The sequence below is a fragment of the Nocardioides perillae genome, from assembly GCF_013409425.1.
In the GTDB taxonomy this organism is placed as follows: domain Bacteria; phylum Actinomycetota; class Actinomycetes; order Propionibacteriales; family Nocardioidaceae; genus Nocardioides; species Nocardioides perillae.
On record NZ_JACCAC010000001.1, the window covers coordinates 2,812,026 to 2,835,009 of the forward strand.

At 73.6% G+C, this 22,984-nt stretch carries 25 protein-coding genes and 1 riboswitch; of the genes, 12 read left to right on the forward strand and 13 right to left on the reverse strand.

Going from position 1 to position 22,984, the window contains the following annotated elements:
- The first annotated feature begins 125 nt into the window (after window positions 1-125).
- Window positions 126-359 (forward strand): Flp family type IVb pilin, encoded by a 234-nt coding sequence (locus BJ989_RS13100; RefSeq protein WP_179518571.1) that lies wholly within the window; start codon window positions 126-128, stop codon window positions 357-359.
- Window positions 356-526 (forward strand): Flp family type IVb pilin, encoded by a 171-nt coding sequence (locus BJ989_RS13105; RefSeq protein WP_246284555.1) that lies wholly within the window; start codon window positions 356-358, stop codon window positions 524-526. Before BJ989_RS13100 ends, BJ989_RS13105 begins: the two co-directional genes overlap by 4 nt.
- Here BJ989_RS13105 and BJ989_RS13110 read toward each other — a convergent pair.
- The 6 genes from BJ989_RS13110 to BJ989_RS13135 form a co-directional block, all read right to left on the reverse strand.
- Window positions 523-1,827 carry a M48 family metalloprotease gene (locus BJ989_RS13110; protein WP_343049357.1) on the reverse strand — a complete coding sequence of 435 codons (1,305 nt, stop codon included), beginning with the start codon at window positions 1,825-1,827 and terminating at the stop codon, window positions 523-525. The genes BJ989_RS13105 and BJ989_RS13110 overlap by 4 nt on opposite strands.
- Complete coding sequence (locus tag BJ989_RS13115; protein ID WP_179518572.1) at window positions 1,824-3,038, reverse strand: gluzincin family metallopeptidase; 1,215 nt, start codon at window positions 3,036-3,038, stop codon at window positions 1,824-1,826. The genes BJ989_RS13110 and BJ989_RS13115 overlap by 4 nt, the downstream gene beginning before the upstream one ends.
- 76 nt (window positions 3,039-3,114) lie before the next feature.
- Window positions 3,115-4,101 carry an NlpC/P60 family protein gene (locus BJ989_RS13120; protein WP_179518573.1) on the reverse strand — a complete coding sequence of 329 codons (987 nt, stop codon included), beginning with the start codon at window positions 4,099-4,101 and terminating at the stop codon, window positions 3,115-3,117.
- Window positions 4,102-4,127: 26 nt separating this feature from the next.
- A riboswitch (cyclic di-AMP (ydaO/yuaA leader) is annotated at window positions 4,128-4,251 on the reverse strand.
- A gap of 150 nt (window positions 4,252-4,401) precedes the next feature.
- Window positions 4,402-4,608, reverse strand: a complete 207-nt coding sequence (locus BJ989_RS13125; RefSeq protein ID WP_179518574.1) for a hypothetical protein — start codon at window positions 4,606-4,608, stop codon at window positions 4,402-4,404.
- A 62-nt stretch (window positions 4,609-4,670) separates the two neighbouring features.
- Window positions 4,671-6,002 carry an NYN domain-containing protein gene (locus BJ989_RS18815; RefSeq protein WP_179518575.1) on the reverse strand — a complete coding sequence of 444 codons (1,332 nt, stop codon included), beginning with the start codon at window positions 6,000-6,002 and terminating at the stop codon, window positions 4,671-4,673.
- Window positions 5,986-6,261, reverse strand: coding sequence for a hypothetical protein (locus BJ989_RS13135; RefSeq protein WP_179518576.1), 276 nt, complete (start codon window positions 6,259-6,261; stop codon window positions 5,986-5,988). Before BJ989_RS13135 ends, BJ989_RS18815 begins: the two co-directional genes overlap by 17 nt.
- A 110-nt stretch (window positions 6,262-6,371) precedes the next feature.
- Here BJ989_RS13135 and BJ989_RS13140 point away from each other — a divergent pair, with 110 nt between their 5' ends.
- A complete protein-coding gene (locus BJ989_RS13140) occupies window positions 6,372-8,159 on the forward strand; it encodes a DEDD exonuclease domain-containing protein (protein ID WP_179518577.1) in 1,788 nt (595 codons plus the stop codon).
- A 19-nt stretch (window positions 8,160-8,178) separates the two neighbouring features.
- Complete coding sequence (locus tag BJ989_RS13145; protein ID WP_179518578.1) at window positions 8,179-8,457, forward strand: Lrp/AsnC family transcriptional regulator; 279 nt, start codon at window positions 8,179-8,181, stop codon at window positions 8,455-8,457.
- 26 nt (window positions 8,458-8,483) lie between these two features.
- Here the strand turns inward: BJ989_RS13145 and trpD are convergent, their stop codons facing one another.
- Genes trpD through BJ989_RS13160 form a run of 3 tightly spaced genes read right to left on the reverse strand, consistent with a single transcriptional unit; the run spans window position 8,484 to window position 10,916 of the window.
- Window positions 8,484-9,560 (reverse strand): anthranilate phosphoribosyltransferase, encoded by a 1,077-nt coding sequence (trpD, locus tag BJ989_RS13150; RefSeq protein ID WP_179518579.1) that lies wholly within the window; start codon window positions 9,558-9,560, stop codon window positions 8,484-8,486.
- A 1-nt stretch (window position 9,561) separates the two neighbouring features.
- Window positions 9,562-10,005, reverse strand: a complete 444-nt coding sequence (locus tag BJ989_RS13155; protein WP_179518580.1) for an Rv3143 family two-component system response regulator — start codon at window positions 10,003-10,005, stop codon at window positions 9,562-9,564.
- On the reverse strand, window positions 10,002-10,916 hold the full coding sequence (locus BJ989_RS13160) for a cytochrome c oxidase assembly protein (RefSeq protein WP_343049358.1): 915 nt from the start codon (window positions 10,914-10,916) through the stop codon (window positions 10,002-10,004). Before BJ989_RS13160 ends, BJ989_RS13155 begins: the two co-directional genes overlap by 4 nt.
- A 74-nt stretch (window positions 10,917-10,990) precedes the next feature.
- Here BJ989_RS13160 and ctaE point away from each other — a divergent pair, with 74 nt between their 5' ends.
- The 5 genes from ctaE (at window position 10,991) to BJ989_RS13185 (ending at window position 16,691) form a co-directional block, all read left to right on the forward strand.
- The gene (ctaE, locus tag BJ989_RS13165) at window positions 10,991-11,629 is read left to right on the forward strand and encodes an aa3-type cytochrome oxidase subunit III (protein WP_179518582.1); all 639 of its coding nucleotides are present in this window, start codon (window positions 10,991-10,993) and stop codon (window positions 11,627-11,629) included.
- Between the two features lie 91 nt (window positions 11,630-11,720).
- Entirely contained in the window at window positions 11,721-12,593 is an 873-nt protein-coding gene (gene qcrC, locus BJ989_RS13170; protein ID WP_343049359.1) for a cytochrome bc1 complex diheme cytochrome c subunit, read from the forward strand.
- The gene (gene qcrA, locus BJ989_RS13175) at window positions 12,590-13,651 is read left to right on the forward strand and encodes a cytochrome bc1 complex Rieske iron-sulfur subunit (protein ID WP_425489997.1); all 1,062 of its coding nucleotides are present in this window, start codon (window positions 12,590-12,592) and stop codon (window positions 13,649-13,651) included. The genes qcrC and qcrA overlap by 4 nt, the downstream gene beginning before the upstream one ends.
- Before the next feature lie 2 nt (window positions 13,652-13,653).
- Window positions 13,654-15,396, forward strand: coding sequence for a cytochrome bc1 complex cytochrome b subunit (gene qcrB / locus BJ989_RS13180; protein WP_179518583.1), 1,743 nt, complete (start codon window positions 13,654-13,656; stop codon window positions 15,394-15,396).
- Between the two features lie 329 nt (window positions 15,397-15,725).
- Window positions 15,726-16,691 carry a hypothetical protein gene (locus BJ989_RS13185; protein WP_179518584.1) on the forward strand — a complete coding sequence of 322 codons (966 nt, stop codon included), beginning with the start codon at window positions 15,726-15,728 and terminating at the stop codon, window positions 16,689-16,691.
- A 254-nt stretch (window positions 16,692-16,945) separates the two neighbouring features.
- Here BJ989_RS13185 and BJ989_RS13190 read toward each other — a convergent pair whose 3' ends face one another.
- The 3 genes from BJ989_RS13190 to ctaC are packed head-to-tail and all read right to left on the reverse strand — an operon-like array spanning window position 16,946 to window position 20,081.
- Window positions 16,946-17,344 (reverse strand): cytochrome c oxidase subunit 4, encoded by a 399-nt coding sequence (locus tag BJ989_RS13190; RefSeq protein WP_179518585.1) that lies wholly within the window; start codon window positions 17,342-17,344, stop codon window positions 16,946-16,948.
- The gene (gene ctaD, locus BJ989_RS13195) at window positions 17,341-19,122 is read right to left on the reverse strand and encodes an aa3-type cytochrome oxidase subunit I (RefSeq protein WP_425489998.1); all 1,782 of its coding nucleotides are present in this window, start codon (window positions 19,120-19,122) and stop codon (window positions 17,341-17,343) included. The genes BJ989_RS13190 and ctaD overlap by 4 nt, the downstream gene beginning before the upstream one ends.
- Window positions 19,119-20,081: an aa3-type cytochrome oxidase subunit II gene (gene ctaC, locus BJ989_RS13200; protein WP_343049360.1), complete on the reverse strand. Its 963-nt coding sequence runs from the start codon at window positions 20,079-20,081 to the stop codon at window positions 19,119-19,121. Before ctaC ends, ctaD begins: the two co-directional genes overlap by 4 nt.
- Window positions 20,082-20,188: 107 nt before the next feature.
- Between ctaC and BJ989_RS13205 the strand changes: the two genes are divergently transcribed.
- Complete coding sequence (locus BJ989_RS13205; protein WP_179518586.1) at window positions 20,189-21,346, forward strand: aminotransferase class V-fold PLP-dependent enzyme; 1,158 nt, start codon at window positions 20,189-20,191, stop codon at window positions 21,344-21,346.
- Entirely contained in the window at window positions 21,343-21,585 is a 243-nt protein-coding gene (locus BJ989_RS18820) for a sulfurtransferase TusA family protein (protein WP_179518587.1), read from the forward strand. The genes BJ989_RS13205 and BJ989_RS18820 overlap by 4 nt, the downstream gene beginning before the upstream one ends.
- On the opposite strand, the gene BJ989_RS13215 is transcribed toward BJ989_RS18820, so the two are convergent.
- Window positions 21,578-22,558: a carbohydrate kinase family protein gene (locus tag BJ989_RS13215; protein ID WP_179518588.1), complete on the reverse strand. Its 981-nt coding sequence runs from the start codon at window positions 22,556-22,558 to the stop codon at window positions 21,578-21,580. The two genes, BJ989_RS18820 and BJ989_RS13215, sit on opposite strands and share 8 nt — an antisense overlap.
- A 51-nt stretch (window positions 22,559-22,609) precedes the next feature.
- Here BJ989_RS13215 and BJ989_RS13220 point away from each other — a divergent pair, with 51 nt between their 5' ends.
- The gene (locus BJ989_RS13220) at window positions 22,610-22,867 is read left to right on the forward strand and encodes a hypothetical protein (protein WP_179518589.1); all 258 of its coding nucleotides are present in this window, start codon (window positions 22,610-22,612) and stop codon (window positions 22,865-22,867) included.
- The last annotated feature ends 117 nt before the right edge of the window (window positions 22,868-22,984 follow it).

Genomic DNA, 22,984 nt, shown 5'->3' on the forward strand with positions numbered 1-22,984 from the left:
GAAGTGACTACTGACCCCCGGACGTTCTCCCGATGGTTGCGCGAATCTTGAGGACCAGACTGGTGGACATCAGGGAGGAACCCTGCCGCAGCGGCAGGGACTGAACGTCCGGGAGGGACACCACCATGATCCAGCTCATCGCCACCAAGCTCATCGAGCGCAAGGCCCGCATGGACGAGCGCGGCGCGTCCGCGGTCGAGTACGGCCTGCTGGTCGCCGGCATCGCGGCGCTCATCGTCGCCGTCGTCTTCTTCTTCGGCGGATTCGTCGGCGACATCTTCGGTGACACCTGCGCCACCATCAACGCCGACGGCACCGCGACCGAGGGAACCGACGCCTCCTGCGACCAGACCCCGTGATCAGGTCGCGTCCCGAGCGGGGCGCGACCGCCACGGAGTACGCACTGCTCATCGCCGGCATCGCGGCCATCGTCGTCGCCGCAATCCTCCTCTTCGGGGGCTTCGTCGACGGCCTGCTCGGCCAGAGCTGCGACACCGTCGCCGCGGAGAGCGGCGGCAGCTGCTAGCGGTCGCGCTGGCCACCGAGGGAGGTGGCCAGCGCGATCCTCTCCAGCACCGTCGGGTGGCTGGAGAACCAGAAGTGCGACCACGCCGGCGGCGTGGGATCCGCGAGCGAGCGGCGGGCCAGGGAGACCTGGAGCCCCGCGAGCGCCTCCGGGTCCTGCGTCGCCGTCCGTGCGTCCAGGTCCGCCCGGGTCTCCACCAGTCTGCTGGCGCCGTTCTGCACCGGCGCCAGGAGCAGCGTCGTCACCGCCACCAGCGCGAGGACCCGCGGCACCGCCTCGGGCCGGGCCGCACCGGCGACCCGCCGGCCACGCCGGGCCCGGCGACCGCCCGCCGGCACGAGCAGGGCCAGCAACCCGCCCGCGGCCACCGCTCCCCCGGCGCCGATCACCGTGCCGACGAGCACGTCGTCGTGGCGGGCGTGGGCCAGCTCGTGGGCGACGACGGCGAGCAGCTGCTCGCGCGGCAGGTCGGCGACCGCGGTGTCGTAGAGCACCACGCGCCGACTGCTCCCGAAGCCCGACACGTAGGCGTTCAGCGACGTCGTGCGCCGCGAGGCGTCGGCCACCAGGACCTCGTCGACGTCGACCCGCTCGGACGCGGCCAGCGCCAGCACCTCGGTGCGCAGCGGCCCGGCCGGCAGCGGCTCGACCCGGTTGAAGAGCGGCTCGACGACCAGGGGGTACGTGAAGGACCCCGCGAGCACGGCCGCACCGAGCAGCGCTCCCGCAGCAGCCGGCCAGGCGCGGGGCAGGCGGCGCGCCAGCCCCACCACCGCGACCAGCGCCAGGCCGGTGACCACCACGTCGAGCGCCGTGCCCACGGCGACGTCGCGAAGGAAGCCCGGCCACGCCTGGGTGGACAGGCCGGCGCCGCGCCGGTGCGCGTGCAGCCCGGCCGCCAGGGGCAGCGTCACGACCCGGCCGAGCAGGAGCACCACTGCGACCGCCGCGAGCGTGCGCACCGCCCAGCCGCCCCACAGCCGGCCGACCAGCCGCTCGCCCCACCGCGTCGTGCCCAGCGCCACGGCGACCAGCAGCGACACCGCGAGCGAGGACCAGCTCCACGCGCGCGCCACCCTGCTGTAGGCCTCGGCGCGGGCGACCTCCTCGGCGGTGAACCAGTCGGCCGCGTCGACGGGCTCCGGCGCACCGCCCGGCACCGGTTGCCAGGGCAGCGCCGCGACGGCCACGCCGACCGCCACCGCAGCACCCACGGCGAGCACCGCCCACGCCGTACGCCGCTCGACCCGGCGGGACGCGTCGGTCACGGCACCCGCGGGCGGGGCCGACGGTGGGCTCACGCGGCCACCGCGCGGAGGCGCTCCTGCCACCGCTGGGTGAGGCCCGCGAGCCCGAAGCCGGCCACGTCGCGCAGCACGGCCTCGACGTCCTCGCCCGCGTCGACGCGCCGGTAGAGCTCGACCAGCGCGTCCGGCCCGGCCGCGTCGGCGACGACCTCGCACGCGAGCCACGCCGCCTCGTAGGTGGCCCCGAGGTGGGTGGCGGAGGTGTCGAACTCGGCCGGCCCGGGCAGTGCGGCGGGCACGCCGTCCTCACGCACCTGGGCGATGACCTGGCCCGCCGTCGTGGTCACCGGCAGGTCGACGTCGCGCAGCGCGACGTGGTCGGCGAACCCCTCGAGAAGCCACAGCGGCACGTCGGCGCGCGGCGCGTCGGTCGCGACGTGCACGGCCTCGTGGGTCATGACGACCTGTGCACCGCGTGGGTCGAGGCCGTCGAAGACCTCAGGGTTGACGAAGACGTGCACGGGCGCGGCCGGGTCGGTGCCGTCGCCGACGGTGGTGGTCACCGCCGCGACCGCGGCGTACTGGCGCTCGTCGGCGGCCAGCGCGGCGCGCAGCGCCTCCGCCGAGGACGGCACCTGCACCACCAGGCCGGTGCGCCACCCGGGCAGCACCTCCCGCACCTGGGCCACGGCGGCGCGCGCGAGGCGCGCGTAGCGCTCGAGGTCGAGGTCGTCGGCGGCGAGGACGAGCACGTCGTCGGCGCGGCTGACCTCAACGGCACCGGTCAGCCACAGCGGCAGGCGGTCGTCTGCTACGCCGTCGGTGGCGGCGGCGGGGGCCACGAAGCCCACCACCCCGACCGCGTCGCCGACGACGCGGAGCGCGACCTGGACCTCGGCGCGCACCGGAGCGGTGTCGAAACCCGCGAAGGACCAGGTGGCGTCGGCCTCCGCCGTCCAGCTGCCGTCGTTCCCGACGGGGCCGAGGGCGTCGACGTAGCGCAGGTCGACCTCGCCCACCCCGAGGGCGGAGGCGTCGTCGGCCACCGCGGCGAGGCGGGCCGCGGCGGTCTCGTCGCCCGGCGGAGCCACCGCGGCCGCGGCCTCGGGCGAGCCGTCCTCGAGCGCCCGGGCGAGGGCGTCGAGCGCCGCAGCCGCCTCGGCCGGGCGCGCCGCCGCGACGCTCGGCGCCGTCGGCGTGGGTGCGACGTAGGTGTCGTCGCGCAGCGCCAGGACCGCGACGACCGCCGCGACGAGCAGCACCACCGCGGCGACGGCGAGGCCGGCCGCACCGAGCGAGGTGCGGCCGGCCTGCGCGGGTCGACGCTGGGTTGGGTGCGGCTCAGCCAGGGCGGACCGCGCTGGTGATGGGCATCGAGCCAACCGGCGCGACGTTGACCGGCTTGCTCGGGTTGGCGGCGTGGACGATCTGGCCGCCACCGATGTAGATGCCGACGTGGCTGATCGGGCTGTAGTAGAAGACCAGGTCACCGGGCTGCAGGTCGCTGATCGAGACCGGCGCGCCCATCGAGGCCTGCGCGGAGGAGGAGTGCGGCAACGCGACGCCGGCCTGGGCCCACGCCATCATGGTCAGGCCCGAGCAGTCGAAGGCGTCCGGCCCGGCGGCGCCGTAGACGTAGGCGTCGCCGACCTGGGCGAGGGCGTACTGCACGGCAGCCCCCGCCCGCCCGCTCACCGCGACGTCGGGGAGCCGCACCTCGCTGCGCGAGGCACCGACGAGGCGCTCGCGCTCCTCGGCCTCGAGCCGGGCGAGGAGCTCCTCGGCCTCCTCGACCTTGGCGTCGATGGTCGACTTCTCCTCGGCGAGCCGCTCCTCGAGGGCGGCGACGCGCGCGGCGCGGTCACCGACGGCGTCGGCGCGCAGCTCGAGGGCGGCGAGCTCGGTCGAGTAGTCCTCGAGGAGCTCGGCCTGCACGTCGTTGAAGGAGGCCATGGTCGAGAGCCGGCCGAGGAAGGTGCGGGGGTCGTCCGCCACGACGACCTGGCCGACGGTCGAGATCCCCTCGCCGGCGTACTGCCGCACGACCGAGTCCTGGACCTGGTCCCGGACGGCCTCGAGCGCGGCGCGCTGGCGACGCTCGTCCGACTCGAGGGAGTCGAGCTCGCCGGTCAGCTCGCGCAGCTCGATGCGGACCGCGTTGTAGCGCTCCGAGGCCTGCTCCGCCTGGTGGTAGAGGGTGTCGACCCGCTCTTGGACGTCGGCGACGTCCGGCGCGGCGGCCGACGGGGCCGCGGGCACGAGGCCCACGGCGAGCACCGCGCTGACAGCGGTGAGGGCACTGACGAGTCGCTTCCGGCCGTGCAGCACGAGCGGGCGGTCTCCCTTGCGTGTCGTACGCCTACCGGGTGAGCTGACGGGTGCGGGCACGACCTGCCCGTCCTCTGCTCCTCGGGCGTGCGCCCGCCTCGCAGAGGATTGACCCCAGGGTGGTGGTTCCCCGGCTCCCGACCGTCGGCGGGGGCCTCGGGTCGGGACTCGACGCGGCACCCGCGCGGTCCGGTCGGACCGCTGTCACGGGCGCCAAGCGACCTCAGGGTAGGTCAGCCCTGAACGCCCGGCAAACTCCCCCGGGCGGGTCGTCGGCGTGTCGTCGGTGCGGGCGCCCGCTCACGCCGACTCCACCTCGGGGCCCCGCACGGGGCGCACCATCCGCAGCGGCGGCACCAGCCCGCCCTGCGCCAGCACGTCGAGCGCCGCCGTCTGGTCGTCGTCGAAGCCCAGCTCGGGCGGGGGTCCCAGGAGCACCGTCACCACGCAGTCGTGGCAGTGCAGGCCGCGCACCTCGCAGGTGTCGCAGTCGATCCTCGTCGTCATGGCGCGCACGCTGCCAGGCACCTCCGACAACGCCCCCCGCGAGCGGTGGTCCGCGGACCGCGTCAGCGCAGCGCCGCGACCAGCACCGTCGCGTCCACCACGCGTGCGCCTGCCCGGCTGACGTCGCGGCGCAGCTCCTGGTCGGACGTGACGACGACCGTGGGACGGCCCTCGGGCTCGGCGGCGACGAGGCGGCGCACGACGTCGTCGGCGATCACGCCCGGCGGGCTCCACACCACGCGCACCCCGCGGGGACCGGGCACGACCGGCCGGTGGGTCGCGGCCGCGGCGTCGAAGACGACGGTGGTCTCCGCCCCCGTGCGCGCCACCAGCGGCGCGAGGGCCGCGACCAGACGGGTGCGCTGCGCCTCGAGCGTGCTGGACGCGTAGGCCGTCTTCGTCACGTTGTAGCCGTCGACGATCAGGCGGCAGCGCGGGCGGGCGAGCAGCTGCTCGAGCACCGCCGGGCTGACGGGGGCGGCCGAGCCGGGGCGCTGCGGCGGCTCACCGGCCGGGTCGGCCGCCTCGACCAGCTCGGCCTCGGCGCGCTCCCCCGGCGTCGAGGTGGCGGTCGGCAGCGCCAGCTCCCGTCGCAGTCCGGCGGCGGCCTCCAGCACCGTGTCGAGCAGCAGCCGCGCCCGCGCGGAGACCTCCTCGCGCTCGGCCCGCGCCTGGCTGCGACTCTGACCGGCAGCGGCCTGCAGCTCCTCGACCTGCGCACGCAGTCGGCGTACCTCCGCCTCGGCGGCCGAGCTCGCCGCGGTCGCCGCGGCGACCTCTGCGGCCCGGGCGGCCTCGGCGGCCTCGAGGGCGGCGCGCGCCTCCTTCTCCGCCACCCGCGCCTCGCCGAGGCGCCGGCGCAGCACCTGGTGCTCCCGACGCGCCTCGTCGGCCTGGTCACGCACGCGGGCCCGCGCGTCGCGCAACGCCTCCTCGAGCTCGGCGACCCGGCGCTCGGCCCGCGCGAGCCCACCCTGCTCCCGGGCGGCCTCCGCCTCGGCCTCGCGGGCGGCCAGCACCGCCAGCGCCGCACCGCAGGGCTCCTCCCAGCCCTCGGGCCGGGCCAGCCAGAGGACGGCGGCACGGTCGACGGGGTCCTGGACCGCGGCGTCGGGCTCCGGTGCGTCCACGACCTCGGCGGTCGCCAGCGCGGCCAGCGCAGGGGCGGCCGCGCCCAGCTGCGTGGCCACGCGGCGCCGCAGGTCGTCGTCGGCGTCGAGGGCGGCCGCGATCGCCGTCGCCCCCAGCCGCGCACGGCGGCCCGGGGCGAAGTCGGCGACCTTCCGCAGCGCCGGCGGCAGCGGGGTCACGGCCGGCAGCACGTCGGCCGTCAGCGCCACCACCCGGGCGCGGACCGGCTCCGGGAGGGCCGCGAGGTCAGCGTCCGGGGCCACCGGCGGCGCTGCCCGTCGGGTCGGTGCCCGCCTCGGAGCGGTCGACCAGCTCGACGGCGTCGTCGCGGCCGCACCAGCGGCACGTGACCTGCTCGACGGTCTCCTCGCGCAGGTCGGTCTGCTCGACCTCGTGCTCACCGGCGAGGTCGAAGTGCCAGAACTCGGTGGTGCGGCGGGTCCGCGTGACGTCGAAGCGGGTGAGGTTGCCGCACCCGCCGCAGCGCCAGCGCTGGGAGGACGAGGGCAGGGCGACGGTCACGGGGGTCTCCTTCGCGGGCGGACGGCTCCGCCAGCCTAGTGCGGCCCGGGGCGCGCGCGTCGGCGCGGGGTTGCACGGCGTTGTCGGTGGGCCCACCTAGCGTGCCGCCCATGAGCAGGGGCAGTGCGTCGACGGCGGAGCCGGGGCGGTGGGAGGCGCAGCGCAGCTTCGACGAGCTCGGCCGGCCGCTGCGCGACGTCACCTTCACCGTGGTCGACCTCGAGACCACCGGCGGGTCGGCCGCGGGCGGGTCCATGATCACCGAGATCGGCGCCGTCAAGGTGCGCGGCGGCGAGGTGCTCGGCGAGTTCCAGACCCTCGTCGACCCCGGTCTCGCCATCCCGCCGTTCATCGCCGTGCTCACCGGCATCACCGACTCGATGGTGGTGGGCGCGCCCCGCATCGAGGCGGCGCTGCCCGCCTTCCTCGAGTTCGCCGCCGGCACCTGCCTCGTCGCCCACAACGCCCCCTTCGACGTCGGCTTCCTCAAGCACTTCGCCGAGCAGCAGGGCCGTCCGTGGCCCGCCTTCGAGGTCGTCGACACCGCCCGGCTGGCCCGCCGCGTCGTCACCCGCGACGAGACCCCTGACTGCAAGCTCTCCTCCCTGGCGCGGCTCTTCCGCTCCGGCACCACGCCCGACCACCGCGCGCTCACCGACGCCCGCGCCACCGTCGACGTCCTCCACGGGCTGATCGCGCGGCTGGGCGCGCTGGGCGTGCACACGCTCGAGGAGCTCGCCACGTTCAACGGCCGGGTGACCTCGGCGCAGCGCCGCAAGCGCCACCTCGCCGAGCACCTCCCCCACGCCCCTGGCGTCTACCTCTTCCGCGACGACGCCGACCGGGTCCTCTACGTCGGCACCTCGAAGGACCTGCGCACCCGCGTCCGCACCTACTTCACCGCCTCCGAGACCCGCAGCCGCATGGGCGAGATGGTCGGCCTCGCGGCGCGCGTCGACCACGTCGTGTGCGCCACCCCGCTCGAGGCCGAGGTGCGCGAGCTGCGCCTGATCGCGGAGCACACCCCGCGCTACAACCGCCGCTCCCGCTTCCCCCACAAGGTCCACTTCCTCAAGCTCACCCGCGAGACCTGGCCGCGGCTCTCGCTCGTGCGGCGCGTCCTCGACGACGACGCCGACTACCTCGGGCCGTTCTCCTCGCGCGGCACGGCCGAGAAGTGCCTGGCCGCCCTGCACGACACCTTCCCGGTCCGCCAGTGCTCCGACCGGCTGGGCCGCGAGCCGAGCCGCTCCCCGTGCGTGCTCGCCGAGATGCAGCGCTGCCTCAGCCCGTGCGACGGCAGCGTCGACCCCACGACGTACGCCGCGGTCGTGCGGCAGGTGCGCGACGCGCTGCTGACGCGTCCCGACCGCGTCGTCGAGGTGATCAACGAGCGCATGGGCGGCCTGGCCGCCGAGGAGCGCTTCGAGGAGGCGGGCACCCACCGCGACCGGCTCGCCGCCTTCGTGCGCGCCGCGTCTCGCACCCAGCGGCTCACCGCCCTGGCCCGGCTGCCCGAGGTGGTGGCGGCGCGGCGCGACGACGACGGGCGGTGGAGTGTCCACGTCGTGCGCCACGGCCGGCTCGCGGCCGCCGGCGTGATCCCGCCGGGCGCCGACGCCCACGACTTCGTCCGCGTGCTCCGCGCGGGCGCGGAGACGGTGCTGCCCGCGCCCGGCCCGGTGCCCGCGGCGAGCGCCGAGGAGAGCGAGAAGGTGCTGCGCTGGCTGGAGGCGCCCGGGGTGCGCCTGGTCGAGGTGGAGGGCGAGTGGACCTGCCCCGTCGGCGGCGCCGGGCGCCACCTCGCGCTGCACGACGCGGTGCACCAGTCGCGCCTCACGCTGGTGCCCTTCGACGACCGGCGCGGGCTGCGACCGGTGCACCGCCCGGCCCGCTGAGCCCGGCTAGGCTCCGCGCATGATCACCGCCATCGTCTTCGTCAACGCCGAGGTCGACCGGATCCCCGAGGTCGCCGACGCGATCGCGTCGATCGACGGCGTGAGCGAGGTCTACTCCGTCACGGGCCAGATCGACCTGATCGCCCTGGTGCGGGTGCGCGAGCACGAGCAGGTCGCCGAGGTCGTCGCCGACCGCCTCAACAAGGTCGAGGGTGTCCTGTCGACCGAGACGCACATCGCCTTCCGGGCCTACTCCCGCCACGACCTCGAGTCCGCGTTCTCGCTCGGGCTCGACTGAGCACGAGGTCGGGTGCGGCCGGGCACCTAGGCCTGCGAGGCCTCGACCCACCGATCGAGCGTCGCCTTCGCCGCGCCCGAGTCGACCGCCTCGCGGGCCCGCTCCAGGCCGTCGGCGAGCGCCTCGTGCACCCCGGCGCGCAGGTCTCCCCCGTCGAGCAGGCCGGCCACCGGGCCGGCGTGGACCGCGAGCGTCGCGGCCGCGTTGAGCAGGACCGCGTCGCGCACCGGCCCGGTCTCGCCGTCGAGCAGCCGCCGCACGACGTCGGCGTTGTGCGCGGTGTCGCCGCCGCGCAGCGACTCCGGCGTGGCCGGCGCCAACCCCAGCTCGCGGGGGTCGACGGAGGTCTCCCGCACCTGCCCGCCGCCCACGACCCACGCGGCCGACGTGGTCGTGGTGGTGAGCTCGTCGAGCCCGTCGTCGCCGCGCACGACCCAGGCGTCCACGCCGCGGCGGGCGAGGACGCCCGCCATGACCGGGGCCGCCGCTGGGTCGGCGCAGCCGATCGCCTGGGCGTCGGGACGCGCCGGGTTGGCCAGCGGTCCGAGCAGGTTGAAGGTGGTCGCGATGCCGAGCTCGCGGCGGGGAGCGGCCGCGTGCCGCAGCGCGGGGTGGAAGGCGGCGGCGAAGCAGAAGGTGATGCCGGCCTCCTCGGCGACCTCCGCGACCCGCGGGACCGGCAGGTCGAGCCGCACGCCGAGGGCCTCGAGCACGTCGGCGCTGCCGGACTTCGACGAGGCCGAGCGGTTGCCGTGCTTGACCACGCGGGCGCCGGCGCCCGCCGCCACGATCGCGGCCATGGAGGAGATGTTGACCGACATCGACCGGTCGCCACCGGTGCCGACCACGTCGACGGTGCGTCCGCCGACCTCGAGCGGCGCGCACACGGCGTACAGCGCGTCGACGAGGCCGACGACCTCGTCGGTGGTCTCGCCCTTGGCGCGCAGCGCCACCGCGAAGCCGGCCACCTGGGCCGGCGTCGCCTCGCCGCGCAGGACCTCGCCCATCGCCCAGGCGGTCTGGGCCGCGTCCAGGTCGCGGCCCGCGACCAGGGCGGTGAGCACCTCGGGCCAGCTGTGCCGGCCGGCGTCGGGCCGGGTCACGTCAGGCGCGCGCGGGGACGCGGGCGCGCAGCAGCGCCACGACCGACTCCGCGAGCTGCACGGGGTCGATCGGGTGCGGCACGGCGGCCTCTGCGCGCGACCACGTCGCGAGCCAGGCGTCCTGCGGCCGCCCGGTGAGCACGACCACGGGCGGGCAGTCGTGCAGCTCGTCCTTCAGCTGCTTGGCGATGCCCATCCCGCCGGCCGGGACCGCCTCGCCGTCGAGCACCACCAGGTCGACCCCGCCGGCGTCGAGCACCTCGACGACGACCGGCTCGGTGGCGACCTCGACGTAGGTGACCTCGGGCAGGTCGGGGTGGGGACGACGACCCAGCGCGAGGATCACCTGCTCGCGGGTGCGGACGTCGTCGCTGTAGACGAGGACCTTGAGCTTGGCTGCCCCTGCGCCGGGGCGGGTCGCGCTGGCGGCGTGCGAGTCGGTCACGGCCGCGATGCTACTTCGCGGCGCTCGAGGCGGTCGAGGCGCCGGTCCTCGCGCTGCGCCTCGCGCATCGACTGGCGCACCCACTGCACGAAGAGCGCGGCGAAGAAGAGCAGGCCGATCGCGTCGCCCGAGCCCCACAGGATGCCGCCCGCGACGTGCTGGTCGTCGGCCACCGACGGCAGCCAGCTGCCCATCGGGCCCTCGCGCAGGGCCAGGTAGTGCTCGCCGCCGATGAGCGTCGACTGCCCCATGATCGTCACGCCGAGGAAGGCGTGGAACGGCAGCGTCATCACCGTCAGGCCGATGCGGAAGGGGTAGGACATGCGCCCGGGCACCGGGTCGACGCCGACCAGGGGCCAGAAGAACAGCGCCCCCACCGCCACCAGGTGCACGTGCATCACCTCGTGGACGTACGAGGAGGCCAGGGACGCGTCGTACCAGCCGGTGAAGTAGAGCGCCCACGGCGAGACGACGTAGAGCGCGAAGGCGAGCGGCGGGAAGCTCAGGACCCTCGCGACGCGCGAGTGCAGCAGGGCGAGCAGCCAGCGCCGGGGGGCTGCCGGCAGCGTCCGCAGGGCGAGCGTGACCGGCGCGCCGAGCGCCAGGAACAGCGGCACGACCATCGACAGCAGCATGTGCTGGACCATGTGCACGCTCAGCAGCGTGGTGTCGTAGGCCGCGAGCCCGGACTGGGTCGCGAAGAGGAACGTGCCCATGCCGGCGCCGACGAAGGCCAGGGTGCGGCCGACGGGCCAGCGGTCGCCGCGCCGCCGCAGCGAGCGCACCGCCAGCAGGTAGAGCCCCGCCACCCACACCGCACCGACGAAGAGCACCGGGTCGAGGCCCCACTCGGTCACGATCCGGCCCGGCCCGAACGGGGGCAGGACGGGCTCGGCGGCGGCGGTCAGCACGCTGTGAACTTTATGACCCGCCTGGGAACCGACCCGGGGTGGGTTGCGGGCGACCTCCCGGTCATAATGGCCGTGTGGCGACAGCAACAGCGATCCCGGCATCCCGGCTCCACGGGCACCACGACCGGCCCTCGATGGTCAGCGTGGGCACGATCATCTGGCTCTCCAGCGAGCTGATGTTCTTCGCGGCCCTCTTCGCGAGCTACTTCACGATCCGGGCCGTCAGCCCCGAGCTGTGGGCGCAGGAGACCGAGAAGCTCAACGTCCCCTTCGCCACGGTCAACACCGTCATCCTGGTGCTGTCGTCGGTGACCTGCCAGCTCGGCGTCTTCGCCGCGGAGCGCGGCCAGGTGGGCCGCACCGGCGGCCTCGCGGACTTCCGCGGCTGGGGGCTGCGCGAGTGGTTCATCCTGACCTACGTCATGGGCGCCATCTTCATCGGCGGCCAGGCCCTCGAGTACGCCGAGCTCGTCGCCGAGGGCATGACCATCCAGGACTCCGCCTACGGCACGATGTTCTACCTGACCACCGGCTTCCACGGCATCCACGTGACCGGCGGCCTCATCGCCTTCCTGTTCGTGCTCGGCCGCACCTACATCGCCCGCCGCTTCACCCACGAGCAGGCCGTCTCCGCGATCGTCGTGTCCTACTACTGGCACTTCGTCGACGTGGTGTGGATCGGGCTGTTCGCCACGATCTACCTGATCCAGTGACCCCGCTGGCGTGGACCGGTCGCCGCCCGTCCGCGCTCGCCCGCCTGCCCCGCGTGACCGCCCGTCCCCTGAGGAACCCGAGGATCACACCGTGCGTCTCCTGAACCGCTCCGCCGGTCGCCTGTCGCGGCACCGTCGAGGCCCGCTCGCGGGTCTCGCCGTCCTGCTGCTGGGCCTGCTCATGACGGGTGGCCTCTACGCCGTCGTCGCTCCTGCGCAGGCCGAGTCCACCGCCACCGAGACCGAGCTGGTCGCCGAGGGCCGCGAGCTGTTCCTGGTCGGCTGCTCCTTCTGCCACGGCCAGAACGGCGAGGGTGTGCGCTCGCTCGACGGGGAGAGCCAGCTCGGCCCGTCGCTGGTCGGCGTCGGCGCCGCCGCCGTCGACTTCCAGGTCGGCACCGGCCGCATGCCGCTCGCCAACCCGGCCGTGCAGGGCCCCGACAAGCCCCGCGCCTACAACCAGGAGGAGATCGACGCCCTCGCGGCGTACGTCGCCTCGCTCGGCCCCGGCCCCGCGGTGCCCGACCCCTCCGAGTACTCCCTCGACGGCCTGTCCGACGCCGAGCGCGAGGAGGCCATCGTCAACGGCGGCCAGGTGTTCCTCACCAACTGCACCGCGTGCCACAACTTCACCGGCGCCGGTGGCGCGATGCCGCGCGGCAAGTGGGCCCCGCAGCTCGTCGGCGTCGAGCCGAAGTACGTCTACGAGGCGCTGCTGACCGGCCCCTCGCAGATGCCGGTCTTCTCCAACGGCAACCTGCCGCCCGAGGACAAGCGCGACGTGATCGCCTACCTGCAGTCGCTCGAGGAGGACCCGTCCTACGGCGGCTTCACCCTCGGCTCGCTGGGTCCCGTGTCCGAGGGCCTCTTCGCCTGGATCGTCGGCATGGGCGGCCTCGTCGCCTTCGCCGTCTGGATCGCCGCCCACACCGCCCGCACCAAGAAGGACAAGGTGGAAGCGTGAGCATCGAGAAGCACGACGCCTCCGTCCCCCACACCGGGGTCGGCTCCGACCTGGCCGAGGAGCCGATCGGCAACCCCGGGCTGCCGGCGCACACCTGGCGGCCCACCGACGTCGACGACGGCGCGGCGAAGCGTGCGGAGCGCCAGGTCGCGGCGATGTTCGTCGGCGCGATGGTCTGCTCGGTGCTCTTCGTGGTCGTCTACTTCACCGCCGAGATCGGCGACAACCAGGACGTCTTCCTCGGCCTGGGTGCCTCCAACCTCGGCCTGGGCCTCACGCTGGGCGGCGCGCTGCTGCTGATCGGCGTCGGCGTCATTCAGTGGGCCCGCAAGCTCATGGCCGACCACGAGCTGGTCGAGATGCGTCACCCCGCCAAGTCCAGCGAGGAGGACGTCGCCACGACGGTCGCCGCGCTGTCCGCCGGCGCCGAGGAGTCCGGCATCGGCCGCCGCCCGCTGATCCGCAACACCATGATCGGCGCGCTCGGCATGCTCGGCCTGCCGGCCGTCGTCGCGCTGCGCGACCTGGGTCCCACGCCCGGCGACGCGCTCTACTCCACCATCTGGTCCGAGGGCATGCGCGTCGCGCGCGACGTGCTCGGCACCCCGATCAAGGTCTCCGACATGGAGATCGGCGACCTGATCAACGGTCAGCCGATGGCGATCTTCGAGGTCGACGAGGAGGGCGAGCCGCTCGTCGAGGGCGTCGAGCTCTACGTCGCGAAGTCGAAGGCCTCGGTCGTGCTGGTCCGCATGGAGCCCGACGAGATCACCCCGGGCGAGGGCCGCGAGAACTGGTCGGTGGACGGCATCCTCTGCTACTCGAAGATCTGCACGCACGTCGGCTGCCCGATCTCGCTGTACGAGCAGCAGACCCACCACCTGCTGTGCCCCTGCCACCAGTCGACCTTCGACTTGGCGGACAGTGCAAGAGTGGTCTTCGGACCTGCAGCCCGCGCCCTGCCCCAGCTGCCGCTGGCGGTCGACGACGAGGGCTACCTGATCGCACAGAGTGACTTCACCGAACCGGTGGGTCCGAGCTTCTGGGAGCGTGGCTGACCATGAGCACGACGAGCAGCGTCGCCGAGACCAACGGCGCCACGGCTGCGACCGCGAAGAAGCCCAGCAGGGTCGGCGGTGCCGCCACCTGGGCCGACGAGCGCCTGGGCCTGGCCGGCCTGGCGAAGAAGAACCTGCGCAAGGTCTTCCCCGACCACTGGTCCTTCATGCTCGGCGAGATCGCGCTGTGGAGCTTCGTGGTCCTGCTGCTGACCGGCGTCTTCCTCACGCTGTGGTACCGCCCCAGCATGGCCGAGGTGACCTACCTCGGTTCCTATGACCAGCTCCGCGGGCTCCACATGTCCGAGGCGATGGCCTCGACGCTGAACATCTCCTTCGACGTCCGCGGCGGCCTGCTGATGCGCCAGATGCACCACTGGGCCGCGATGATCTTCATCGCCGCCATGCTGGTGCACCTGATGCGCGTCTGGTTCACCGGCGCCCACCGCAAGCCGCGCGAGCTCAACTGGGTCATCGGCGTGCTCCTGCTGACGCTCGGCACGCTCGAGGGATTCACGGGCTACTCCCTGCCCGACGACCTGCTCTCCGGCACCGGCATCCGGGCCGCCGACGGGTTCGTGAAGTCGATCCCCGTCATCGGCACCTACGGCTCGTTCTTCCTCTTCGGCGGCGAGTTCCCCGGTGACTCGATCATTCCGCGGCTCTACACGATCCACGTGCTGCTGATCCCGGGTGTGCTGCTCGCGCTGATCGCCGCGCACATGCTGCTGCTCGTCTACCACAAGCACACCCAGTGGCCTGGCCCCGGCCGCACCGAGCAGAACGTCGTCGGCTTCCCGATGCTGCCGGTCTACGCCGCCAAGGCCGGCGGGTTCTTCTTCGTCGTCTTCGGCGTCATCGCCCTCATGGGCGGCGTGATGACGATCAACCCGATCTGGAAGTACGGCCCCTACGACCCCTCGAAGGTCACCGCGGGCTCGCAGCCCGACTGGTACATGGGCTGGCCCGACGGCGCGCTGCGCATCATGCCGGGCTGGGAGAGCGAGCTCTTCGGCGTCACGATCTCCTGGAACGTGTTCATCCCGATCATCCTGCTGCCGACGCTGGCGATCGCGATCCTCATCGCGCTGCCCTTCGTCGAGTCCTGGATCACCGGTGACAAGCGCGAGCACCACCTGCTGCAGCGCCCGCGCAACGCCCCGACCCGCACGGCCGTGATGGTCGCGCTGATGACCTTCTACGGCCTGATGTGGGCCGCGGGCGGCAACGACATCATCGCGATCACCTTCGACCTGAGCATCAACCAGATCACGTACTTCATGCGTGCTGCGGTGTTCGTCGGTCCGGTCATCGCCTTCTGGATCACCCGCCGCTGGTGCATCTCGCTGCAGCGCAAGGACAACGAGGTGCTGCTGCACGGCTACGAGACCGGCGTCATCATGCGCTCGCCCCAGGGCGGCTACACCGAGCGTCACCTGCCGATCTCGGAGGCCAAGGCCTACACCCTCACCGCGCGGGACCGCGACAGCGTCTACGTCCTCAACGGTGACGCCGAGCGCCTCTCGGGCCGCAGCCTGGCCCTGGCGAAGGCACGCGAGAAGCTGTCGGCCACCTACTACGGCGACAACGTGCAGAAGCCGACCGCGACCGAGCTCGAGGAGGCGCACCACCACGCCGAGCACGAGCACGCGCTCGAGGCCGGCCTCGACCACCCCGCCGACGGCCACCAGTTCGACGGCCGGGCCGAGGTCGGTCCCGACCACCAGCTCCGCGCCCCGCACTGACACGGCGCTGAGCCACGGCTCCCGACCCGTTCAGGAGTCCCGCACCACCCGCCGACGGCGCGGTCCCCTCACGGGGGCCGCGCCGTCGGCGTCTGCGCCCCTCCCCCGCCGAGGGGTCACGCGCTGCGCTCACACCGAGGGGTCACGCGCTGGGCTCGCGTCGAGGGGTCGCGCGCTGCGCTCACACCGAGGGGTCACGCGCTGCGCTGACGCCGAGGGGTCGCGCGCTGGGCTCGCACCGAAGGGTCATGCGCTGCTCCAGCCGCGGCTGTCCACAGGTCTGGTCGACACACATCGCCGGCCGGCCCGATCTGTGGCAGACCTGGGTCATGACCAACGTGCACAGGACGGCCCGCGACCTCGACCAGCTCGCTGAGCGCTGTCCGACCACCGCGCCATTCAGCTCCACCCACGCACTGCGGCTCGGCCTCGCGCCGGAGGACCTGAGCGACCTGGTGCGCACCGCCCGACTCAAGCGGGTGCTCATCGGTGTCTACGTCCGCACGCACGTGGCCGACTCGCTGGCGCTGCGAGCCGCTGCCCTGCGGCTCGTCGTCCCGGACGGCAGCTTCGTCACGGACCGCTCCGCCGCGTGGCTGCACGGGGCGTCGATGGCACTCGCCCCTGGGGACCACCTCGAGGTCCCGCCGCTCGACGTCTTTCGCATCCCCAGCGCCACCCGGTTGCGCAACCCCATCGTCGTGTCCGGCCGCAGGACCGTCGCCGCGGACGAGCTCTGCACGGTGGCAGGACTGGTCGTGACGACCCCGCTCCGGACCGCCCTGGATCTCGGGAGGCTCCAGCGACCCGACATCGCCCTCGCCGGCATGGACGGGCTGGCGCGGCTGCAGGCGTTCACGGTGGCGGAGCTCGTCGACGCCGCAGCGAGGATCCGCGGCGCGCGGGGCGTCGTACAGCTCCGTCGACTCGCGCCCCTGGTCGATCCTGGGGCTGAGTCTCCAGGCGAGTCCGCCCTCCGCCTGCGGTGGCTCGAGGCCGGTCTCCCGCGGCCTCAGTGCCAGGTCCTGGTGCAGTGCGCCGACGGTCACACCTACTACCTCGACATCGGCCTCGCCGACGTCCGCTTCGGCGCGGAGTACGACGGTGCTGACTGGCACGGGCCCGACCGGGCTGCACACGACACGCGACGCCGTCAGTGCATCACGAAGCGGGCCGGATGGCACCTCGAGGTGTTCCGGGCCGAGCACGTGCACGGCCGCGACCAGGATGCCCACTACCGCCTGCTGCGCGCCTGGACCGAGCATGCTGCCCGGCGACGGCGGGTCGTGGTGTGACGCGGGTGCCAGCGCGCGACCCCTCGGCGTCAGCGCAGCGCGTGACCCCTCGGCCACAGCCCAGCGCGCGACCCCTCGGCCACAGCCCAGCGCGCGACCCCTCGGCCACAGCCCAGCGCGCGACCCCTCGACGCCAGCGCAGCGCGCGACCCCTCGACCTCAGCGCAGCGCGCGACCCCTCGGCGAGCACCCGGAGACGACGACACCCCCGGGAGCTGGCTCCGCGGGGGTGTCGTCGGTGACGGCTGCGTGCGTCAGTGCGCGTGCTCGCCGCGGTAGTACTCGAAGATCCAGCCCGACAGCGTGAGCACGCCGCCGGCCGCACCCATGATGAACAGCCACCAGGCGCCGAAGGCGGTCGCGAAGACCATCACGCCCAGCACAGCGGCGCACCACAGCGGCCACCAGGAGTAGGGCGGGAAGAAGCCGAGCTCGCCGGCGCCCTCCGCGATCTCGCCGTCCTTGCGGTCCTCCGGACGCGGCTCCATGCGCGAGGCGTGGAACCCGAGGTAGATCGCGACCATCAGCGTCAGCAGCGTGGTCATCACCAGCGCCGAGGTGCCGGTCCAGTCACCGGTGATGAACCAGTAGGCCGGGCTGACCAGCGCCAGGAAGATCGTCGTGATGAGGAAGATCCAGGTCTCGGCCTTCATCGGGTCTCGTCCTCCGTGCCGTCGGTGCGGTCGGTCGTCGCGGTGCCGGTGCGACCGCGCAGCATCTCCTCGCGGCCCTCCACGTCGGGCGCGTCGGCCGGACGACCGTCACGCTCGGCCAGGTTGTGCTCGAGCTCGAGGGCGGCGATCTCGGGGTGGTGCAGGTCGAAGGCCGGCGACTCCGAGCGGATCCGCGGGATCTCGACGAAGTTGTGGCGCGGCGGCGGGCACGAGGTGGCCCACTCCAACGACCGACCCCAGCCCCACGGGTCGTCGACCTCCACCAGGGGCGCCTGGCGGCTGACGTAGACGTTGTAGATGAAGGGCAGGATCGACAGGCTCAGCAGGAACGCACCGACGGTCGAGATCTGGTTGAGCAGCGTGAAGCCGTCGTCGGGCAGGTAGTCGGCGTAGCGACGCGGCATCCCCTCGACACCCAGCCAGTGCTGCACCAGGAAGGTCAGGTGGAAGCCGAAGAAGAGCAGCCAGAAGTGGACCTTGCCGAGCCGCTCGTCGAGCATGCGGCCGGTCATCTTCGGCCACCAGAAGTAGAAGCCGGCGAACATCGCGAACACCACGGTGCCGAAGACGACGTAGTGGAAGTGCGCGACCACGAAGTAGGAGTCGGAGACCGCGAAGTCCAGCGGCGGCGAGGCCAGGATGACGCCGGTCAGGCCACCGAAGAGGAAGGTCGTCAAGAAGCCGACCGACCACAGCATGGGGGTGTCCATCGACACCGACCCGCCCCACATCGTGCCGATCCAGTTGAAGAACTTCACGCCGGTCGGCACGGCGATCAAGAACGTCATGCCGGAGAAGAACGGCAGGTCGACCGCGCCGGTGACGTACATGTGGTGGGCCCACACCGCGACCGAGAGGATCGCGATGCCGAGCGTGGCGCCGACGAGGCCGACGTAGCCGAAGATCGGCTTGCGGCTGAAGACCGGGAGGATCTCGGTCACGATGCCGAAGAACGGCAGCGCGATGATGTAGACCTCGGGGTGCCCGAAGAACCAGAACAGGTGCTGCCACAGGATCGGGCCACCGTGGACCGGGTCGAAGACGTGGGCTCCGAGCAGGCGGTCGGCCTCGAGCGAGAGCAGCGCGCCGGCCAGGATCGGGAACGCGATGAGCACCAGCAACGAGGTGACCAGCGTGTTCCACACGAAGATGGGCATCCGGAACATGGTCATGCCCGGGGCGCGCATGCAGATGATCGTGGTGATGAAGTTGACCGCACCGAGGATCGAGCCGAGGCCGGCCATCCACAGACCCATGATCCACAGGTCGCCGCCGACGCCCGGCGAGCGGATGCCGTCGGACAGCGGGGTGTAGGCGAACCAACCGAAGCTGGCCGCGCCCTGCGGGGTGAAGAAGCCGGACGCCGCGATCAGGCCGCCGAAGAGGAACAGCCAGTAGCTGAACATGTTGAGCCGCGGGAAGGCGACGTCGGGCGAGCCGATCTGCAGCGGCATGATCACGTTGGAGAAGCCGAAGAACAGCGGCGTCGCGAACAGCAGCAGCATGATCGTGCCGTGCATGGTGAACAGCTGGTTGTAGAGCTCGTCGTTGACGACCTGCGTGCCCGGGAAGGCCAGCTCGGAGCGGATGACCAGCGCCATCAGGCCCGCGATGAGGAACCACGCGAACGAGGTGACGAGGTACATCTTGCCGATCAGCTTGTGATCGGTGGTGGTGAGCATCCGCACGACCTGCTCACCGAGGGGCTTGCGCCCGGGGATGGTCGTGGTGGTGCCCGGGGTGGCCGTGGCGGTCACTCGTCGCTCCCGTCGTCGTCGCCGCTGAGGTTCTCGCTGTTGCTGGACCCCTCGGACGTCCCCTCGTCCTCGAGGCCTTCCTGGGTGCGCGCCTCGGCACCGCCGAGGAGCGGCCCGTCGGAGGTGAAGCCGCGCTCGGCCTGCTGGTCGAGGTAGGCCTCGTAGTCGGCCTGGCTGACCACCTCGACGTTGAAGAGCATCCGGGAGTGGTAGGTGCCGCAGAGCTCCGCGCACTTGCCGGCGTAGGTGCCGATCCGGTCGGGCGTCACCTGGAAGTGGTTCACGCGGCCCGGGATGACGTCCATCTTCATCAGGAAGCCGGTGACCCAGAAGTCGTGGATCACGTCGGGCGAGTGCAGGTTGAACTGCACGGTCTGGTCGACCGGGAGCACCAGGGTCGGGATCTGCGCCGCGGTGCCCGACTCGTAGACGTAGTCGTCGTAGCGGTACTCGCCGTCGCCCACGTCAGGGGTGCGGGGCCCGTCACCCTCGCCCACGCCGTGGTTGAAGGTCCACGACCACTGCTGGCCGACCACCTCGACGACGAGGTCGGGGTCCTCGACCTCGTCGAGCACCTCGTTCTGGACGTTGACGGTCCAGTAGAAGAAGACGATCACCATCATGATCGGGGCGACCGTGTAGAAGATCTCGAGCGGCAGGTTGTAGCGCGTCTGCACCGGCACCTCGTCGGCGCTGCGGCGGCGGTAGCGCAGGACCACCCAGGCGATCAGGCCCCACACGATGACGCCGACGATGATCGCGGCGAGCCAGGCGTAGCGCCACAAGTCGTAGATCGCGGGAGCCTGCGTCGTCGCGGGCTCGGGCATCGCCAGACGCTGGATCTGGTCGACGTCGTCGGCGGAGCAGCCGCTGAGCAGAAGAAGGCTGGAGACCAGCAGCGCTCCGGCTGCGGCCCGCTTCGCGGACCGCGCGGCACGCGGGGGGACTGGCAGACCCACGGACGAGCCTCTCTCGTAGGACGGGAAGACGCCCTCCAGACTAGCCGAGTCCCGCAGCCGGACCCGGCCGGGGTCAGCGGTAGTTTCCCCGGTGTGAGGAAGTCCTCGTGAGCGCCGCCGGCCCGCCGCCGCGCACCTACCTCGACGCCGCCTCCTCCGAGCCGCTGCACCCGGCGGCGCGCGAGACGCTGCTGGCCGCCCTCGAGCGCGGGTACGCCGATCCGCGCCGCCTCCACGGAGCGGCCCGGGAGGCGCGGCTGCTGCTCGACAACGCGCGCGAGGTGGTCGCCGGCTGCCTCGGCGTGCGTCCCGACGAGGTCAGCTTCACCTCGTCCGGCACCGACGCCACCCACCGCGGCGTGCTCGGGCTGCTGCGCGGACGCGCCCGCGTCGGCGACACGCTCGTGCACGGCGCCGTCGAGCACTCCTCGGTGCTCCACGCCGCCCGCTGGGCCGAGGCGCCGACGCTCGTGCTCCCGGTCGACCGCACGGGACGCGTCGAGCCCGCAGCCGTGCCCGACGTGCTCGCCGGACTCCCCCGCCCGCCGGCCGCGGTGGCCCTGCAGACGGCCAACCACGAGGTCGGCACGCTGCAGCCGGTCGCCGAGGTCGCCGAGGCCGTGGCACGCGCGGTCGGCGAGCCCGTGCCGGTGGTGGCCGACGCGTGCGCCTCCGCCGGCCGGCTGCCGCTGCCCGACGGGTGGTCGGTGGCCGCCGCGTCCGCGCACAAGTGGGGCGGACCGGCCGGCGTCGGGGTGCTCGTGGTCAGGCGCGGCACCCGCTGGCGCCAGCCCTTCCCCGTCGACGACCGGGTCGACGAGCGGGTCTCGGGCCACGAGGACGTGCCGGGCGCGCTGGCCGCGGCGGCCGCGCTGCAGGCGCTCACCGCCGAGGCGGCCGACCTCGCCGCGCGGCAGCACGCCCTGGTCGCCGAGGTGCGGCGCGCGGCCGCCGCCCTGCCCGACGTCGAGGTGGTGGGGGCCGAGCACGACCGGCTCCCCCACCTCGTCACCTTCTCCTGCCTCTACCTCGACGGCGAGGCCCTCGTGCACGCCCTCGACCGCCACGGCTTCGGGGTCGCCAGCGGGTCGGCCTGCACGTCGGCCGCCGTCCGGCCCAGCCACGTCCTGGAGGCGATGGGCGTGCTGACGCACGGCAACGTCCGGCTCTCGCTGACCCGCACGACCACGACCGAGGACGTGCGCCGCTTCCTCGCGGTGCTGCCCGGGGTGGTCGCGGACCTCCGCGCCGAGACCGGCCTGTGAGCGCGCCCGCGCCCGACCTCGAGCTCGACTGCCGCGACCTGCGCTGCCCCCGACCGGTGATCGAGCTGGCGCGCCACCTCGCCGAGGTGCCGGTCGGCGGCGTGCTGGCGGTCGTCGCGACCGACGTCGCCGCACGCACCGACGTGCCCGCCTGGTGCCGGATGCGCGGGCAGGAGTTCCTCGGCGAGGACGCCGCCGACGACGGGGCCCCGCGCTACCTCGTGCGCCGGCTCAGCTGACGGGCAGGTGGGGGCGGACCTCGGCGGCCGCCTCCGCGCCGTACGACGCCTCGACGCGTCCGGCGAAGCCGTCGCTGGTGAAGGTGTACTCCTGCGTCCCGACCGTCTCGACGACGTAGGCGGCGAGCACGCAGCCGACCTGGGCCGCGCGCTCGAGACCGAGCCCCCACGACAGCGCGCCGAGGTAGCCCGCCCGGAAGGCGTCGCCCACTCCGGTCGGCTCGACGGCCGCGACGTCGCGCGCCGCGGCCACCACCAGGTCGGGCTCGCCCGCCCGCCGCACGCGGACCCCGGCGGCGCCCAGCGTGGTGACCTGCGTGCCCACGCGGTCGAGGACCTCCTCGGCGCTCCAGCCGGTCTTCTGCTCGATCAGGTGCGACTCGTACTCGTTGGAGAACAGGATGGCGGCGCCGTCGACGAGGTCGCGGATCAGCTCGCCGTCGCCGAACGCGAGCTGCTGGCCGGGGTCGGCGATGAACGGGTAGCCCCGCTGGCGGCACTCGGCGGTGTGGCGGCGCATCCCGTCGGGGTCGTCGGGGCCGACGAGGACGTGCTCGGGCTCGCCGACGCGCGCCGCGATCGGGGCCAGCTCGATCAGCCGGGCCTCGGCCATCGCGCCGGGGTAGAACGAGGCGAACTGCGCCATCGTCTCGTCGGTGGTGCACACGAAGCGGGCGGTGTGCTTGGACTCGGAGATGCGCACGTGGTCGCAGTCGACACCGTGCCGCTCCAGCCAGGAGCGGTAGTCGCCGAAGTCCTCGCCGGCGGCCCCCACGAGGACGGGCCGCAGGCCGAGCCGCGCCAGGCCGAAGGCGATGTTGGGGCCGACGCCGCCGCGACGGATCTCGAGGTCCTCGACGAGGAACGAGACCGACAGCTTGTCGAGCTGGTCGACGACCAGCGAGTCGGCGAACTTCCCCTGGAAGGTCATGAGGTGGTCGGTGGCGATGGAGCCCGCGATCAGCAAGGACATGGTGGGCGACCCTACTAGGACTACCCGCAGGTAAGGCCTAGCGTCGGCTGCATGAGCCCTGCCGCGCAGCCCGACCCCGCGAGCCACCTCGCCTACGACGACCTCGACAGCCTGGCGCAGATGCGGGCCGACGCGGGCTCGGCGCAGGCCCACCTGCCGCGTGCCCGTGCGCTGGCCGACGCCGCCCGTGCCGCGGTGCGCCCCGCCCCCAGCATCCGCTTCGAGGACTACCCCCGCGAGGTCGCCAAGCGCGACGTGCGGGTCGACGAGGCCGCCGCGCGGCTGGCGCGCCACCTCGGCCTCGGCTGAGCCCTCGCTCCGACGGGGCTCGGCGGGCCTCCGCACGACGAAGGCCCCCACCGCGGCGGTGGGGGCCTTCGTCGTGCAGCGTCGTGTGCAGCGCCCTGTGCGCCCGGGCGGGCGTCA

Excerpts from the sequence above, each read along its gene's own strand:
- BJ989_RS13185 (WP_179518584.1), top strand. The coding sequence starts at position 15,726 with ATGACCAACGTGCACAGGACGGCCCGCGACCTCGACCAGCTCGCTGAG.
- BJ989_RS13215 (WP_179518588.1), bottom strand. The coding sequence starts at position 22,558 with ATGTCCTTGCTGATCGCGGGCTCCATCGCCACCGACCACCTCATGACC.
- qcrB (WP_179518583.1), top strand. The coding sequence starts at position 13,654 with ATGAGCACGACGAGCAGCGTCGCCGAGACCAACGGCGCCACGGCTGCG.
- BJ989_RS13145 (WP_179518578.1), top strand. The coding sequence starts at position 8,179 with ATGATCACCGCCATCGTCTTCGTCAACGCCGAGGTCGACCGGATCCCC.
- BJ989_RS13100 (WP_179518571.1), top strand. The coding sequence starts at position 126 with ATGATCCAGCTCATCGCCACCAAGCTCATCGAGCGCAAGGCCCGCATG.
- BJ989_RS13140 (WP_179518577.1), top strand. The coding sequence starts at position 6,372 with ATGAGCAGGGGCAGTGCGTCGACGGCGGAGCCGGGGCGGTGGGAGGCG.
- BJ989_RS13125 (WP_179518574.1), bottom strand. The coding sequence starts at position 4,608 with ATGACGACGAGGATCGACTGCGACACCTGCGAGGTGCGCGGCCTGCAC.
- BJ989_RS13220 (WP_179518589.1), top strand. The coding sequence starts at position 22,610 with ATGAGCCCTGCCGCGCAGCCCGACCCCGCGAGCCACCTCGCCTACGAC.
- BJ989_RS13190 (WP_179518585.1), bottom strand. The coding sequence starts at position 17,344 with ATGAAGGCCGAGACCTGGATCTTCCTCATCACGACGATCTTCCTGGCG.